The organism is Cytobacillus massiliigabonensis (assembly GCF_900199725.1).
Taxonomy (GTDB): Bacteria; Bacillota; Bacilli; order Bacillales; family Cytobacillaceae; genus Cytobacillus; species Cytobacillus massiliigabonensis.
This window is the reverse complement of record NZ_LT904903.1, coordinates 1000775-1016698: the sequence shown is the minus strand read 5'-3', so window position 1 is coordinate 1016698 and position 15924 is coordinate 1000775. Positions and strand designations below refer to the sequence as shown.

Below are 15924 nucleotides of genomic sequence, written 5' to 3'. Positions count from 1 at the left end.
CTCCACATTCGCAAGGTGTAAAAAACCTTTTACACCTATATGATAAAAAAAGCCAAAGTAGATGTCAAACACATTTGACACCCACCTTAGCTTTTACACCTATCACTAACTAGATTTCCGTCCAAGATATGCTTCCATAATACGTGGATCATTCAGCAAATCCTGCGATTTTCCATCAGCAACAATTTTTCCGATTTCCAGTACATAGCCGTAATCAGAAATTTTTAATGCTTGCCTTGCATTTTGTTCAACAAGCAGGACGGTTGTTCCTGTTTCATTGATCTCTTTAATAATTTTAAAAATATCTGCGACAATGAGCGGTGCAAGTCCCATGGAAGGCTCATCGAGCAGCAATAGCTTCGGCCGGCTTAAAATGGCCCTGGCTATTGCCAGCATTTGCTGCTGACCGCCAGACAAGGTTCCACCGAGCTGTTTTTCTCTTTCTTTTAAAATCGGAAATCTCTCTAATACTTTTTCTAGATCTTGTCCAATTTCGTTATCCTTCCGGTGATAAGCCCCCATCTCCAGGTTTTCCATGACGGTCATGCCTGCCAATATTTGCCGGCCTTCTGGCACAAGGGCAATGCCTTTTCGCAAAAGCTGGTCCGGTCTTAATCCAGTTACATCTTCCCCAAGAAATTCAATCTTTCCTTTCTGGGGTTTTAACAGTCCTGCAATCGTCTTCATCGTCGTTGTTTTTCCTGCGCCATTCGCTCCAAGAATGGTCACTATACTTCCCTCTTCCACATCCAGATCAATATTTTTTAGTACTTGTATATTTCCGTAAAACGCATGAATACCGCTTACATTAAGCATATAGCTCATCCTCCTCACTGCCGAGGTATGCTTCAATTACTGCTGGATTACTCTGAATTTCAGCAGGTGTTCCTTCTGCTATCTTCTTTCCAAAATTGAGAACAGCGATCCGGTCGCATAGCTTCATCACAAGCGGCATGTCATGCTCAATGAGAAGCACGGTTATTCCTTTGGATTGGATTTTTTTGATGAGCTGGAATAAATCACTTGTTTCCGTTTCATTCATCCCTGCTGCAGGCTCATCCAGCAGAAGCAGCTGCGGATCACTTGCCATCGCTCTAGCGATTTCCAATCTTCTTTGCTGCCCGTATGCCAGATTTTCAGCTGCAACATCTCCATATTCCAATAAACCAACAAATTCGAGTAGTTCATTAGCTTTACTGCGGATTTTCGCTTCTTCCTTCCGCTGAAATTTCGTCCCAAACACACTTCTGAATACACCGGATTTCGTCCGGCAATGCTCCCCCACCATGACATTTTCTTGAGCTGTCATTTGCGGGAACAGCCTGATATTTTGAAATGTCCGGCAAATTCCCTTTTTCGTGATTTGATGAGATTTTAGCCCATTTATTGTTTGACCCGAGAAAACGATGTCACCTGATGTTAATGGAAACATGGAGGTAATTAAGTTGAACATCGTCGTTTTTCCGGCACCGTTCGGTCCTATGAGCCCAAAGATCTCCCCTTTATTGATTGAAAAAGAGACATCAGACACTGCACTAAGACCGCCGAAGTTTTTACATACTTTTTGTATTTCCAGTACCATGCTTTTGCCCCCTTTTCCTGCCTTTTGTCTTCACCCAATTTAGAAGATTTACATCAATTAATCCTTGAGGGCGAACTGCCATCAAAATAATAATAATTAGACCATAAATCATATAGCGATATTCACTAATAAATCGCAGGACCTCTGGCATTAATGTTAAGAAGAACGCACCGAATATGGGTCCCCAAATCACTTCACTGCCCCCAAAGACAACGAAAATCAGAATTTCAACCGCCCGGTGATAGGCAAAATCAGCAGGACTTATGTATGCAAGAACATGTGCATAGAGTGCACCCGCAAACCCTGAAAGCAAGGCGCCCTGTGCAAAAGCAAGGACCTTATAGTACGTAATATTAATTCCCATCGATTCTGCCGCTTTTTCATCGAGCTTAATTGCTGCAAAGGCACGTCCCACACGCGACCGATGCTGTCTCCTAAAGAACCAAATGACGCCAATTGTGATGATGAATAACAGAAGAAAAATCGATAGAAAAATAAATTGGTTATTCTGTAAACCAAGAACCTTTGGATCAAACCCAAAGCCTTTTAACACGCGTAATATTTCCCGACCAATATGCGGAATGCCTGAGATCCCCACGGACCCTTTCGTTAATGACTCCCAGTTGATAAAAACAACCCGGATCACCTCTCCAAATCCGAGGGTCACGATTGCCAAATAAACCCCTTGCAGTCTCAGCGTTGGGATTCCGATTAATATCCCTAATAATGCCGCTACCAGCGCTCCAGCCATAATTCCTAATACAATGGGCAAATCAAAGTGTATGGTCAAAAGAGCCGATGTGTACGCCCCTATCCCCATAAACCCTGCATTTGCAAGTGAAAGCTGCCCGGTTGACAGAGTGATATATACACTGATTCCTAGAATAATATTAATCAGAATAAAGGAAGCTACTTGAAAATGATATGGATTAATTAGTTCTGCTAGCATTGGCTCACCTTCTTACGTTGAAATTTTTTGGCCAAACAATCCTTGTGGCCGAATGAGGAGTATGACGATAATGGCCAAGAAGGCAATTGCATCTCGGTAGCCCGAATCGCCGTAAACAACAATAAAGGTTTCTGCCAAGCCAAGGATTAGTCCTCCTGCCATCGCTCCTTTCACGTTGCCCATGCCTCCGAGGATGATTATTGCAAGCCCCTTTAATCCCATTGATAATCCCATTTGCGGAGTAACAGAGTTAAAGGCCATCCCAACAAGAATTCCGGCAATTCCTCCCATTGCTGAAGCGATAATAACAGTCATTGTAATAATTCTTTTCGTATCTACACCAAGAAGGCTTGCTGTTTCAAGGTTTTCTGCAGTTGCTCGCAATGCCTTGCCAGCTTTCGTTTTTCCTAGCCAGAAAGAAAGAGCCATCATCAAAATAACTGAAATGACAAAAATAACAATTTGAACTAAATAGATTGTAATGGAACCAATTTGAAAATTGATCTCAGCGAATGACGCGCGAAAAGGGTGATTTCCTGCTCCAAATAAATGGTGGGAGAGATTTTCCAGTAAAATGGAGACCCCGATTGTACTTATCAAAGGCGCCAAATGCGAAACACCTTGCTTGTGGCGGAGCGGTCTTAATGCAAAGCGCTCCAGCATATAGCCCATGATGGATGTGATTAGGATGGCTGCCAGAAATCCCAGCCAAAGCGGCAATTGCAGCGAGGTTGTAACAAGGACACCGATAAAAGCACCAAACATAAAGATTTCCCCATGTGCCATATTAATAATGCCGAGTACTCCAAAAACAAGGGTAAATCCTAAGGCAACGATCGCATAAATACTGCCAAGAGTTATTCCATTGATTAATTGTTCTATTAGCATGCTGTCTCACCTTCTTACACTATTTTTATCAATCTCTCGAATATGGAAAAATGACCATCAGCGAGGACTATTTTAAGACTCGCTAATGGTATTTTTATAAGTAATGACTATTCGAAAATTTTAAATGCACCATCTTCAATCACTAATACTGTAGGATCCATCACAACATCTCCCTCTTCATCAAAGGAGAAATTCCCTAGGATTCCTTTGAAGTCTTTCACTTCTGCTAATGCATCACGAAGAGCATCACGATCCGCTTCACCGGCATTTTTTAACGCCTCTGCCATAATATACAGCGCATCATAGGCTTGCGCTGCGAACTGGTCAGGCTTCTTGCCGTATTCTTTTTCGTAATTGCTAACAAATTCTTTTACTTTCGGATCGTCTTTTTCTCCATACCATGGTGTTGCAACGATTAATCCATCAGCCGCATCCCCCGCAATTTTGATGACTTCTGGAGAATTAAAGCCATTTCCGCCTACAAACGGAACATCAATGCCCATTTTACGAGCTTGGTCCATAATAACTGCCCCTTCATTATAAAGAGCCGAACAAAGAATCATATCAGGGTTTAAGCCTTTAATTTTTGTTAATTGTGCATTATAGTCAGATTGGCCTTTTTGGAATGTTTCAATCGTTAAAACTTCAAGTCCCATATCTTCTGCGGCTTTTTTCATTGTGTCAAAGCCTGACTTTGTAAATACATCATCATTTCCATATAATATAGCTACTTTTTTCGCATCATATTTCTCTACAGCCTTCTTCATGGATGCAGGAATGGCTAATGCTTCTGGAATCGAGTTACGGAAGACATAATCACCAATTTGCGGAATGCCATCTGCCGTTGTTGATGTTCCCATAATCGGCACACCGCTTAAATCTGCTTCAGGTCCAACTACATTCATTTCCGTGCTAAGTGTTGGTCCAATAATCGCCGTTACATTTTCAGAGTTTATAAGCTTTTGAGCTGCTGTTAAAGCTTGATCCTGCTTTCCAGCAGAGTCCTCAATGACAAGATTAATATCCACTTCTCCCTTTGCATTAATCTCCTTCTGTGCTAGTTTAAGCCCGCCAGTTATCGCTTCCCCATATGCCGCACCAGGGCCGCTGATATAAGAAACAACTCCGATATCGGCTTTTACTGCACCGCCGCTTCCGCCTTTTCCTTCTTTCTCCCCAGCTGCCTGCTCTCCCCCGCCGCTGCATGCTGATAGAATAAGCATGCTGGATAATACGGAGAACTGGAACCATTTCTTCATCTTCATTGTCGAACCCCCTAGTTTTTCAAATAGTATTAATTTTCAAAATCATATAACTATTAAATTACAAAACTAGTAAAAAGTAAACAGATTATTCTACCATTTATTGAAAGTGACCCTAACTTGCAGAGTGAAAAGGGAGTTGATAAGATTTAATTAAGGAAGAACACATAAGAAAGGAGGGATTTTTGTGAAAGAACAGAAGGAAAATCAAACGTATACGTTAGAAGAATTTTTCCAATTTGTTGGGGAAGAACGAATGGAATTATATGAGGGAGTTCCTATTTCAATGTCTCCTGCAGCATTTGAACATGAAGGGGTTATTGCCAATTTAATAAGAGAGATAGGCTCTGCCCTAAAGGGAAATACATGCCAAGTTTTTGGCAGTAATCTTCAAGTGATCTTCTCATTTCAAGACGAAAAAAGAGGAAAAGAAAATGTGACTGTCCTCCCTGACATATCGATTATTTGTGATAAGAGCAAATTACGCAGCAAACGCTGCTATGGTGCTCCTGAACTGATTGTTGAAGTGTTATCCCCCAGCACAGCTCGAAACGACCGTCTGCTTAAGCGGAAATATTATGAAAAGGCAGGAGTCAAAGAATATTTGATTGTTGATTATCAAAATCAATCAATTGAAAAGCATGTTTTACACTCAGATTTCTTTCAACTAGAAGAAATCTATGATCAAGAGAATCATCCCTTCACCTCAACGATATTTCCTAACGTTAGTTTCTCCCTTCATGATATATTTTCTTTTTTAGATATCGACTAGCTCTACTAGGTTCTGCTTAAGTTTTATTGGTCTGATTAATTGAACAATCCGTTATGTATGAAGGAATAACCAGCGCAGTGAAATTAATCAGACCAACATTTACATAATTAGTTTTGAAGAGATTCTCATGAAAGTTTATTGTAATTTAATATATCCGATTTCCTCCACAATCCGCTGTCCTTCTGGACCTGTCATCCACTCGAGAAAGGGTTTGATCATTGGATTTGGATTGTCCTTTAAAGTAATGGCATACAAGGAAGCAGTGAATGGATAGCTGCCATTTGAAATATTCTCTGGACTTGGCTCGATTCCATCGATAGAAAGCAGTTTAATATCAGGATTAGGATTCATTCCTGTAGCAAAAAAGCGGAAGGAAAACCCAATCGCATTCTTATAATTGCGATAATCAGCCACCTGTTCCATTATTCCGCCCATACCTGCTGGAACCTCCTCCTTTAACGGCTTCATTATTTCTGTATCCCCCATAATTTTTTCCAAAAGGGTTTGACTGCCTGAATTTTCAGGACGCTGAAAAGCGATTATTCTTTCATTTTTTCCTTTCATTTCAGACCAATTCTTAATTTTTCCAGAATAAATGCCTTGAATTTCATTAACAGTTAAATTGGCTATTTTATTATCAGGATTAACAAAAAATACAAACGCTTCTTTTCCAATCGGTGTCAATACTAGTTCTTTCCCTGCCCTTTCTGCCATTTTCTGCTGCTCAGCAGACGGCTCCGCGCCGAAATATATATCTACATCTTTTGATAGCAGGCGTTCGTATGCATATATCGTATTTGTAAAGGTAATTTTTTCTCCACTTAAATTACCTTTACTGATATTTTCATAGGCTGCATTTGCAAATGCGGAGTAAACTGGAAATGCAGCTTCAGCACCATCTAGAACAGGCATATCCTTTTGATTCTTTATCGTAAATGCAGAAGGTGAATCAAGTTTTGGCAGAATATTATGCGGGTTTGTTACTTCATATGGGGTTAAATCTGTACTTGAATATCCCCCGCCATGGTCAAATCCATATGATGGCAATACCGTTTGACTACGCTTCCATTGGATGGCTGCACCCGTTCCAAAGCCTAATAATAAGATGACTGTAATCACCAATAATTGCTTCATCTTAAATACTGGACGTTCTTTCCTTAAAACAATAGCCAATAGGATCCCAAATAAGAATGACAGCTCATATGCTAATGGAGCCCAAATAAATAAACCGCCTACCCCCAATAAGGAAGCCATAAAATAGATTGGTGCATAGGCAATATGGGAGAGTGCAAAAATAAACCACTCATCCGCTCCATAAAAACCGCTGCTAATCACCATAAAAATAGCCCATAAAATAGCTGTATATGCAATTGGAATACAAAATAACACGTTTTGTTTCTTTTTCACAGCGACTTTATAACCGCCAACACCCCCGCCAATGACAAGAGGTAGTATGGAAGCAATTATTACTTCGTTCAAGCCAATACTCATGAATGCAAATGTTAAAAATGATAGCCCAAATGGGATGAAACCAAAATACATAAGCAATAGCCAAGCATTTTTCATCAAACAGGCACTTCCTCTCTACAGGAAAATATTAGTGTAATATTACACTAAATAGATATGAATTACAACAAACAACTGAGAATGGAGAAAAAAATTGCCACAGATGGTCTGTGGCAATTTCTTCGATTTATATTTTTATAGTAAGTTTTTTCTTAATTCTTCAGCTGATTTTGGCGACAGGTACACTGGAGGGACTTCAAATACAGATTTTGCCCCAGCCTGGCCTTCTTTATTTAATCGATAGGCTGCACGTGCATAAGCAACGAGCACACTTGATGTAAACTCAGGATTGCTGTCTAGGTTTAACGAATACTCGATGATTTGCTTGTTTCCTTCTCCTGATTGCCCTCCGCGAATGACAAATCCGCCATGCGGAAGCTTTGAATGCTTTTCTTTTAATTCCACATCAGAAATAAAATTCACTTCTGTCTCATAATCTGCAAAGTAATTCGGCATGGTTTTAATCTCTTTTTCAATTTCTGCTTGATCATAGCCTTCTTCTGTCACTACATAGCAAACACGAAGATGCTTTTCTGCTGTAGATAATTCTGGATTTATCCCGCTTCTTACTTTTTCAACAGCTTCTTTAATCGGAACAGTGTATTGCACAGCCCCCTTTACACCTTCAATTCTGCGAATGGCGTCTGAGTGACCTTGGCTAACCCCATTTCCCCAAAAAGTATATGTTTCACCAGCTGGCAAAATAGCCTCAGCCATTAAGCGATTAATCGAGAATAGACCTGGATCCCAGCCGACAGAAATAATACTAGTCTTGCCGTTTTCTCTCGCTGCTTTATCAACTGAACCGAAATATTCAGGAATTTTCGCATGCGTATCAAAACTGTCCACCGTGTTGAAAGTTCTCGCAAATTGCGGACCTTGCTCTGGCAGATCTGTAGCTGAACCGCCGCATAAAATCATGACATCAATCTCGTCCTTATACGCTTCTGCTTGGGAAATATGCAAAACTTTCAAATTAGGATTATCAACAGAGATACTTTCTGGTGCTCTTCTAGTAAATATACCTTCCACTATCATGTCGCTGCTTTGTTCAATTGCTGAAACTACGCCTCTTCCAAGGTTTCCATAGCCAACAATCCCTATTTTTATTTGTTTGTTCATCTTTTTCCCCCCGTATCTCGATTCATTCTAGGATACTAGTTTCCTATTTTTCTATGTTACCTTTTTTTAATACGTTACTCAATAAAAGAAATTCAAAATTCTCAGCAAAATTTTACTATATTACAATATTTAATGACAAATAAAAGTGCCTGCCAAATACTATACATTTACGCATAGCAAGGCAGACACTTAGATTTACAGCAGCAAAAAAGCAATGGGTGTAACGATTATTAATGTAAGTATGACACGCTGAACCCAAATAACAACGAGCTGTGGAATAGTTATAGGTATTTCTGTTGATACGATGCATGGGACAACGGCAGAGAAGAAAATAATACTTGATACAGAAACAACAGCAATGACAAACTTTACTACTAATACCGATTCCGTTACGAGCATCGCTGGCAAGAACATTTCTGCAATTCCAAGTGAGCTTGCCTTCGCAACAAGCATCGGATCCGGCAGCTGCAGTACCCATGTAAATGGATAGAAAATGTAGCCAATCCAATCAAAGATCGGTGTAAACTCTGCAAGGACTAGCCCTAATAATCCAATCGATAGAATCGATGGAAGAATAGCCATAGCCATTAGAAGTCCATCTTTAATATTTATCCAAATATTATCAATTAATTTTGGAGCAGCAGCAACCGTTTCTTTCGCTTCTTTCCAGGCTGCCGCAAATAGATTTCCTGTCACCTTTACTTCCGGCTGGGGGGTAGAGCCTTCGTAGTATTCATCTTTTATTTTGGACAAAGGCCAGATTCTAACGGTTACAGCTGTTACGAGGAAAGTCACAATGAGTGTAATCCAAAAATAAGTATTCCAAATATCCATTAATCCTAAGGTTTTTGCAACAACAACCATAAAAGTAGCTGAAACGGTAGAAAAACCAGTTGCTATAATAGCCGCTTCTTTCGCTGTATACTTTCCTTCTTTGTAAATACGATTTGTAATAAGCAAACCCAAAGAATAACTGCCCACAAACGAAGCTACTGCATCAATAGCTGATCGTCCCGGTGTTTTCCAAACCGGCCTCATAATCGGTCTCATTAAAATGCCAATGTATTCAAGCAAGCCATATCCGACCAGCAATGCGAGGAAGATCGCCCCAATTGGTACGAGCAAGCCAACAGGAATGACAAGCTTGTTAAACAAAAACGGTCCCATATCTGGATCAAACAGCCAGGCTGGTCCGATATTAAACATTAACATTATCCCTACAATCAGCCCAATCGCTTTAAAAATAGAAAATACAATATCAATGGCTGACTTTTTCCACTTCCCCGATAAAAATGGGTAAACAGCACCTGCTGCAATCACAGCCAATGCATAATATGGTACAGCTGATGCAGCATTCGTCTGAATATAGGAAACGATATGATCTAACATAATTGAATTTTTCCCACTGATTGTAACAGGTACGAAAAACATAAATGCACCGATAAAACTATAAATGAAAAATTTCCACATCCCTTTAGAATGCTCGGCACTAACCTTTGCTTTCGACTGAGTCTCTTGCTTTTTTGCCATTCCCATTTTCTTTTTCGCCCCCTAATTTTTTGTGAGTATTATCTTTATTTTCATCTTATACTAAAAATTCAGAATTTATATTATGTAATATTGATATTCTTATAATTTTTAATCATTTGAAATCTCGCGTCATCTATAATTATGAATGATTTCAGTAATACACTTAAAAATATACCACCTTCACCTATTTCTCCCATAAACTTATGACTATCGTTTTATTTTAATCTTTTAAATCGAATTCCTGGTCAAAACAATGTATAATAGGAAACTGCAAGATACTAGATTCAAATAAGGAAGTGTCATAAACAAATGGGTTGGATGTTAGGTATTTTATTTGCGGCAGCTATTGTTCTGCTAATATTATCGTTTCTTCAAACAAAGCAATCAGCTGCAAAATTAGAGCAGCATATAGATCAAGTATCCTTTTCATTAATGGACGAAGTGAATCAGCTGCAGCAGCAAATTCGCAATGTTGAGTTCGATACTGAAATTATTGTTCATGAAACAGGGATTTTAGCAGATTCTCCTGAGCATCGGACTTTATTGAAAGAAATGCTTGATCTGCAAAAGCGCGGTTACTCATTTGAAAGTATTGCAGCGGAAAAACAGCTAACAATAGAAGAGGTAGAGAATTTCCTTTCTCCTTTTATAAAAACAAGGGATGAAAGGAGCAATGATGGAAATGAAGGCTGAGAAAATGCGCAGCTTTGCAGCTGGTTTAATGATCGCAGCAGGTCTGTGTGGGGCTGTCTATTACTTAGGTTCAGATGAAACAGGAAGTAAGACTGTAACTGCAAAAATGTCAGAGAAAGAAATGAAAAGCTCATTAGCATCAAAAGGGTTTGTCATTCACACAGAAGAAGAATGGAATAAGCAGCTTGCAGACGCTAAAGCACCTGAACAGAAGCAAAATGAAGAAAAAGTCGTTTACAGGACAGTTCTTACAGTAACTTTAGGGATGACAAGTATTGATGTTGGCAAGGTGCTTGAAAAAGCCAACATCATTAAAAGCTCCACTGAATTTTCTAATATAGTAGATAAACGCGGCGTGTCAACAAAGCTGCGTCCTGGCGTCTATGAGCTAGACAGTGGAATGACGAAAGATCAAATCATAAAAACTATATTTAAATAAAAATACAGCTGAATTTCAGCTGTATTTTTTTTTAGTCTTAAATGGCTAGAATTAATCAAATGGGAAAAATTAATAAATATGCTGCATGCTGAAATGGAGGACTACATCGTGGACTTATCTTGGATGGCCTTTGTTATGATTGTCTTAGCAAGTTATCGATTAACCCATTTAATTGTTTTTGATAAAATTGCCGAGCCAATAAGAGATATTTTTTTAAAGAAAACAGAAACGGAAACTCATGAAATTAAAAAGGTGCCGAAATCAATGTTTGGCTATTTGTTAACTTGCTACTGGTGTACGGGGGTTTGGACTGCCATTTTTCTCGGTTTTATGTACATCATTATTCCTTCCATTGCTAAATACCTTATTTTTATTCTTTCCATTGCTGGTGGTCAAGCGATATTAGAAACATTTGTTGGCGTCAATATAAAGAAAACAGAGATGTATAATGAAAAAATTAAACAAAGCAAGGAATAGTTTTTGCATATATTGCCATTTTGCCCTATACAAATGACAGAATATTCATTATAATAATTCGAATACCGGAAATCAGAAAGAGCACAGACGTATTGCTACATAAAACCGCGGATTATGAAAGGCTGGTGACTAAGGGAAAACATGTTGAAAGGGAAAATCCGATCTGCTAAAAATGAAAAAACCCTGCTGGTCGCCGGGATTATTTTTATTGCGTTCACTTTAAGACCCGCTATTACTGCCGTTGGTCCTTTAGTTGGCTCCATTCGTGCCGATACTGGCATTTCAAATGGGCTAGCTGGTTTACTTACTACTCTCCCGCTGCTTGCCTTTGCAATCATGTCGTCTTTTACCCCAAAGTTTGCCGAGAAAATCGGCAATAAATGGTGTGTGCTTATTGGCTTAGTGACACTGGGTACTGGAATTATTATGCGCTCCGTTGGTATGCTTGTTTTTTTATTTTCCGGAACTATTTTAATCGGCTTAGGCATTGCCATATGCAATGTTCTTTTACCTGGCATTGTTAAACGGAGTTTCCCAAGAAAGGTAGGATTATTAACTGGAATATATACACTCTCTATGGGATTATGGGCAGGAATGGCCCCAGGTCTCAGTACACCGCTTGCTGAAGGAATGAACTTAGGCTGGCAAATGTCTCTTGGTGTTTGGACCATTCTTGTGTTCATAGCCATTATTATTTGGATCCCACAATTAAAGAGCAAAAAGCTTTCTGCAGCTCTTCCTCCTTTAGAATCAGCAAACTCATCCATTTGGCTCTCACCTATTGCCTGGCAGGTCACCTTTTTCATGGGGCTTCAATCAATGATTTATTTCAGCTTTACTGCTTGGCTGCCTGAAATCCTTCATAGTGAAGGCATGAGCATTTCTGCATCAGGCTGGATGGTCACACTTCTTCAATTCTCTGGTTTACCTGCGAACTTTATTATTCCTGTTCTTGCTGACCGCCTTCCTAATCAAAAAGGAATTGCCATTGGCATCGGTGTCTTTTGTTTCATCGGCTTAGCCGGTCTTCTTTCGAGCGGAAATACTATCATTTCTACGATTAGTATCATTCTTATTGGGATTGCCCTTGGAGCCGCAATAAGTCATTCCTTAACCCTTATTGGTCTTCGCGCAGCAAATGCGAAACAAGCCGCAGACCTATCAGGCATGGCCCAAAGTGTAGGGTACTTGCTTGCTGCCCTTGGTCCATTTGTTATTGGCTATCTATTCGACTTATTTCATTCATGGACCATTCCTTTAATCCTATTAGGAGTTATTTCATTATTAATGACCTTTGCCGGTTTTGGGGCCGGCCGTAATCAATACGTACTTCAGCAAAATAGAAAAGAAGCCTCGACAACGATCGCCTAGTCGAGACTTCTTTTCATTGGAATAGTATATTGTCGGTCGGTATGCTGAACAAGCCTTTATGACGCAAGGAATAACCAGCGCAGTGAGGCATGCCGTCCGACATTTACATGCATAGTTGGGAGCAGTTTCTTTAAATAAGTTAATTATAGAGAATCTATAATCGATTTTGCCGTCTTTTCTCCATTTTCAATACAGTCAGGAATGCCAACACCATAATACGAACATCCAGCAAGGGCAATCCCAGGATATGCGGCTTCTAGTTTCTTCTCTAAAGCTTCAACACTTTGACGATGAGTGATTAAATAGTTCGGCATTTGATCGGACCAATTCGTCACAAGACTAGATACTGGCTCCGCATCAATCCGCAAGCTTTTTCTAATATCCTCTAGCGCCACTTGAAGCAATTCCTCTTCATTCAGATCCTTTAATGAATCAAAGGCAGAATGAACACTTTTATAAAATAGTCTTACTAGTAAATTGCCATTTTCCGAGGTATGCCCCCACTTCCTGCTTGTCCATGTACAGGCATTGCACTTAAGTTCTTTATCATCTGCTGCAATAAATCCCGTTCCGTCCTCTGGAAGAACATGATCAGGTACATCAAAGCCAACGTAAACACTAATAAGTGAGCTATTTTCTAAAGCAGAAAATTCACTTTTAATCGCTTCATCATCCATCAATTTCTCTGCAGCTGAATGCGGAATAGCCAATACGATTTGATCAGCTTCAATAACCTCTTGATTATTAAAGGTAACTTGGTAATGATTGTTGACCTTTTCAATTTTTCTTGCTTCCATCCCTTTAAAGATTTCAGCTTGCTCAAGCTTTTGTTCAAATGCATCAATGAGAGTGCCTAATCCATTTCTAAAAGAAATAAATTTTTGCCCGCCACCGCTTTGGAATTTCTTTTTATTTGCTTCAAAGCCTTTAATAATACTTCCGTATTCTTCCTTATAATCAAACACATAAGGGAGAGTTGAGAAAATCGTTAAATCGCTGAGTTTTCCGGAATAAACGCCTGAAAGCACTGGAGCAATTTGTTTTTGAACGATTTCCTTTCCAAGGAAAAACTCTAGAAATTCACCTATTGAGTCATTTTTTGTGAATGTTTCATTTTTCGTGTAGAAATCCTTTAGCGCTTCCACTTTTCCTTCTGCAGAAATAAGCGTGCTTTTCGCTAAAGATTCGATGCTGGCTGGAATGCCAAAGACGGCATCTGATGGAATCGGCTTTATTTCTCCATCCGTATAGATAAACGAACGGCCGGATGCATTATAAACAATTTCACCTTCTAAACCAAGTTCTTCTATAAATGACATCATATTTGCTTTTCGCGTAACGATAGAGTCTGCCCCAGCTTCCATAAGAAAGCCATGTTCGTTAATGGTGCGTATTTTTCCGCCAAGGTCACTTGACGCTTCTGTAAGAATCAGTCTTACATCTGATTGGTTTGCTTTCTTCCACTTATGTAACTCATATATCGCGGATAAACCAGTTACACCTCCGCCAATGACTAAGACTGTTTTCATTTATGCACACCTCTATTTATATACTGAGTTCGACCGCTATATTATACCATAAGATATCGGATACACTTCGTGGACATTTTTTGACGATTTCATATGAACCCACACTGAAACCTGTATTGATTGTCCTTCTCCATGCATACAGTTGTAATATGGAGGGATGTACATGACTACCGCATTTTCAGCAATACATTTGATTCGATACTTGGTTGCCTATGTTTTTATTACTTCTGGCGTGATGAAATTAGTTAGTGATGAGCTAGGCAGTTATTTTATTAGTCTAGGGCTGCCCTTTCCTCTCTATCTGATGTATGCCGTTTCACTTATAGAGATTATCTGCGGCATTCTTATCTTGGCTAATAAACAGGTGAAAAATGCGGCAATTCCTTTAATCAGCATCATGATTGCAGCGCTGCTGCTAACAAAAATTCCAATCCTTCACACCGGTTTCATCCCATTTGCTTTCAATGCCAGGCTAGATATCATCATGCTCGTTTTATTATTCATTCTATATAAACGTCCATAAATACAAAAAAGGCTCAGTACTATAACTGAGCCTTTCACATATTTACCCTAATTAAATATAGGCAGCGTAACAATCACCATCATAACAAATAAGATCGTTATATAATTAACAGAGTATAAGAAGTTCATCTGTGCCCACTTCATATCATCTTTTGTAAAAAATCCGCTTATACTTACAGCAAGCCAGCCAAGATTAATTAATGTCGCAATCACCATAAATACTGTTCCTAGAGAGGCCAAGAAAAATGGCAATGGAAGCAAGCAAGCGATATAAATAACCATTTGCCTTTTTGTCATTTCAAATCCATAAACAACTGGAAGCATCGCAACCTTTGCCGCCTCATATTCTTTATGCTTCTTCATAGCTATCGCAAATGTATGCGGCATTTGAAAAATAAAGAGAATAAGGAATAATACAATAGGAACTAATTGAAAACCAGAATCGATGGCAGTCCACCCGATTAGAGGAGTAACTGCACCTGAAACACTGCCGATAACCGTATTAAGTGTGTATTTTCTTTTTGACCACATTGTATATAATACAACATAAACGAACCAGCCAATAAACGCATATATGACCGCTTCAATGGTTGTAAAAAACAAACAGATAAATCCGATGATGGAAAAGGAAATCCCCATTGCCAAAACTACTTTTAAAGGAATATTCCCCGTCACAGTTGGACGATGTTTTGTCCTGTCCATAATGGTATCAATATCCACATCGTACCAATTATTAATAATAAGTGCACCAGCCATGACCAGTGTACTTCCGATCATTGTCAGCAAAAATAATTGCCAATAATCTACGAAAGAAGCACCAGTAAAATACAGCGCAAGCCAAAATCCGCTAAAAACTGGCAGAACATTAGCGACTAAAACAGGTGCTTTAAAAAGTGCTCTAAGATCAGCAAGCAGCGAAGATGTATGTTGATTATTTGTTAGAGCAGCCTTCTGTGGAGATGGTGCTATTTCTTTATTCATCTATATCCTCCCCAAAGAATTTGTTTTAAAAATTCATATACCATGTTACTTCATTTTAAGTAAAAAGTCATTTTTATTCGACTAAAATTATGTTTTTTCCATGTATTTTTTAATTCCAATTTTTAAAGTAAAGATGATCATCTATAAACGATATTGATATATTAATAGTTTATTCCGCTAGATAGATTTTCTAAATAGAAATCTAATTCAAAAAAACAGGCATAATTGCCTGCTTTTCTCA

Annotated in this window: 16 protein-coding genes; 6 read left to right on the top strand and 10 right to left on the bottom strand. The window is 39.0% G+C overall.

What is annotated here, in order from left to right; genetic code table 11:
• Positions 1–105 precede the first annotated feature (105 nt).
• The 5 genes from C1726_RS10935 to C1726_RS10915 all read right to left on the bottom strand — a co-directional run bounded on the left by C1726_RS10935 (position 106) and on the right by C1726_RS10915 (position 4684).
• On the bottom strand, positions 106–816 hold the full coding sequence (locus C1726_RS10935; protein ID WP_102273168.1) for an ABC transporter ATP-binding protein: 711 nt from the start codon (positions 814–816) through the stop codon (positions 106–108).
• Positions 809–1582 (bottom strand): ABC transporter ATP-binding protein, encoded by a 774-nt coding sequence (locus C1726_RS10930; RefSeq protein WP_102273167.1) that lies wholly within the window; start codon positions 1580–1582, stop codon positions 809–811. Before C1726_RS10930 ends, C1726_RS10935 begins: the two co-directional genes overlap by 8 nt.
• Positions 1554–2531, bottom strand: a complete 978-nt coding sequence (locus tag C1726_RS10925; protein WP_102273166.1) for a branched-chain amino acid ABC transporter permease — start codon at positions 2529–2531, stop codon at positions 1554–1556. Before C1726_RS10925 ends, C1726_RS10930 begins: the two co-directional genes overlap by 29 nt.
• Before the next feature lie 12 nt (positions 2532–2543).
• The gene (locus tag C1726_RS10920) at positions 2544–3419 is read right to left on the bottom strand and encodes a branched-chain amino acid ABC transporter permease (RefSeq protein WP_102273165.1); all 876 of its coding nucleotides are present in this window, start codon (positions 3417–3419) and stop codon (positions 2544–2546) included.
• 107 nt (positions 3420–3526) lie between these two features.
• Positions 3527–4684, bottom strand: a complete 1158-nt coding sequence (locus C1726_RS10915; protein ID WP_102273164.1) for an ABC transporter substrate-binding protein — start codon at positions 4682–4684, stop codon at positions 3527–3529.
• A gap of 184 nt (positions 4685–4868) precedes the next feature.
• Here C1726_RS10915 and C1726_RS10910 point away from each other — a divergent pair, with 184 nt between their 5' ends.
• Positions 4869–5453 carry a Uma2 family endonuclease gene (locus C1726_RS10910; RefSeq protein ID WP_102273163.1) on the top strand — a complete coding sequence of 195 codons (585 nt, stop codon included), beginning with the start codon at positions 4869–4871 and terminating at the stop codon, positions 5451–5453.
• 135 nt (positions 5454–5588) lie between these two features.
• Here the strand turns inward: C1726_RS10910 and C1726_RS10905 are convergent, their stop codons facing one another.
• The 3 genes from C1726_RS10905 to C1726_RS10895 all read right to left on the bottom strand — a co-directional run bounded on the left by C1726_RS10905 (position 5589) and on the right by C1726_RS10895 (position 9671).
• Positions 5589–7019 (bottom strand): PstS family phosphate ABC transporter substrate-binding protein, encoded by a 1431-nt coding sequence (locus C1726_RS10905; RefSeq protein ID WP_102273162.1) that lies wholly within the window; start codon positions 7017–7019, stop codon positions 5589–5591.
• A 135-nt stretch (positions 7020–7154) separates the two neighbouring features.
• Positions 7155–8141 (bottom strand): diaminopimelate dehydrogenase, encoded by a 987-nt coding sequence (locus C1726_RS10900; RefSeq protein ID WP_102273161.1) that lies wholly within the window; start codon positions 8139–8141, stop codon positions 7155–7157.
• Positions 8142–8336: 195 nt separating this feature from the next.
• A complete protein-coding gene (locus C1726_RS10895; RefSeq protein WP_407642025.1) occupies positions 8337–9671 on the bottom strand; it encodes a YjiH family protein in 1335 nt (444 codons plus the stop codon).
• Between the two features lie 309 nt (positions 9672–9980).
• On the opposite strand from C1726_RS10895, the gene C1726_RS10890 reads away from it, so the two are divergent.
• From C1726_RS10890 to C1726_RS10875, 4 genes are all read left to right on the top strand, one after another.
• Positions 9981–10364, top strand: a complete 384-nt coding sequence (locus C1726_RS10890; RefSeq protein ID WP_102273159.1) for a hypothetical protein — start codon at positions 9981–9983, stop codon at positions 10362–10364.
• A complete protein-coding gene (locus tag C1726_RS10885) occupies positions 10345–10803 on the top strand; it encodes an endolytic transglycosylase MltG (RefSeq protein ID WP_235822753.1) in 459 nt (152 codons plus the stop codon). Before C1726_RS10890 ends, C1726_RS10885 begins: the two co-directional genes overlap by 20 nt.
• Positions 10804–10908: 105 nt before the next feature.
• A complete protein-coding gene (locus C1726_RS10880; protein ID WP_407642024.1) occupies positions 10909–11280 on the top strand; it encodes a DUF1360 domain-containing protein in 372 nt (123 codons plus the stop codon).
• A 141-nt stretch (positions 11281–11421) separates the two neighbouring features.
• Entirely contained in the window at positions 11422–12651 is a 1230-nt protein-coding gene (locus tag C1726_RS10875; protein WP_102273158.1) for a CynX/NimT family MFS transporter, read from the top strand.
• Positions 12652–12794: 143 nt separating this feature from the next.
• Here C1726_RS10875 and hemG read toward each other — a convergent pair whose 3' ends face one another.
• Positions 12795–14180: a protoporphyrinogen oxidase gene (gene hemG, locus C1726_RS10870; protein WP_102273157.1), complete on the bottom strand. Its 1386-nt coding sequence runs from the start codon at positions 14178–14180 to the stop codon at positions 12795–12797.
• A 163-nt stretch (positions 14181–14343) separates the two neighbouring features.
• Between hemG and C1726_RS10865 the strand changes: the two genes are divergently transcribed.
• Complete coding sequence (locus C1726_RS10865) at positions 14344–14703, top strand: DoxX family protein (protein WP_102273156.1); 360 nt, start codon at positions 14344–14346, stop codon at positions 14701–14703.
• A gap of 47 nt (positions 14704–14750) precedes the next feature.
• Here the strand turns inward: C1726_RS10865 and cyoE are convergent, their stop codons facing one another.
• Positions 14751–15683, bottom strand: coding sequence for a heme o synthase (gene cyoE, locus C1726_RS10860; protein ID WP_102273155.1), 933 nt, complete (start codon positions 15681–15683; stop codon positions 14751–14753).
• Positions 15684–15924: the final 241 nt, after the last annotated feature.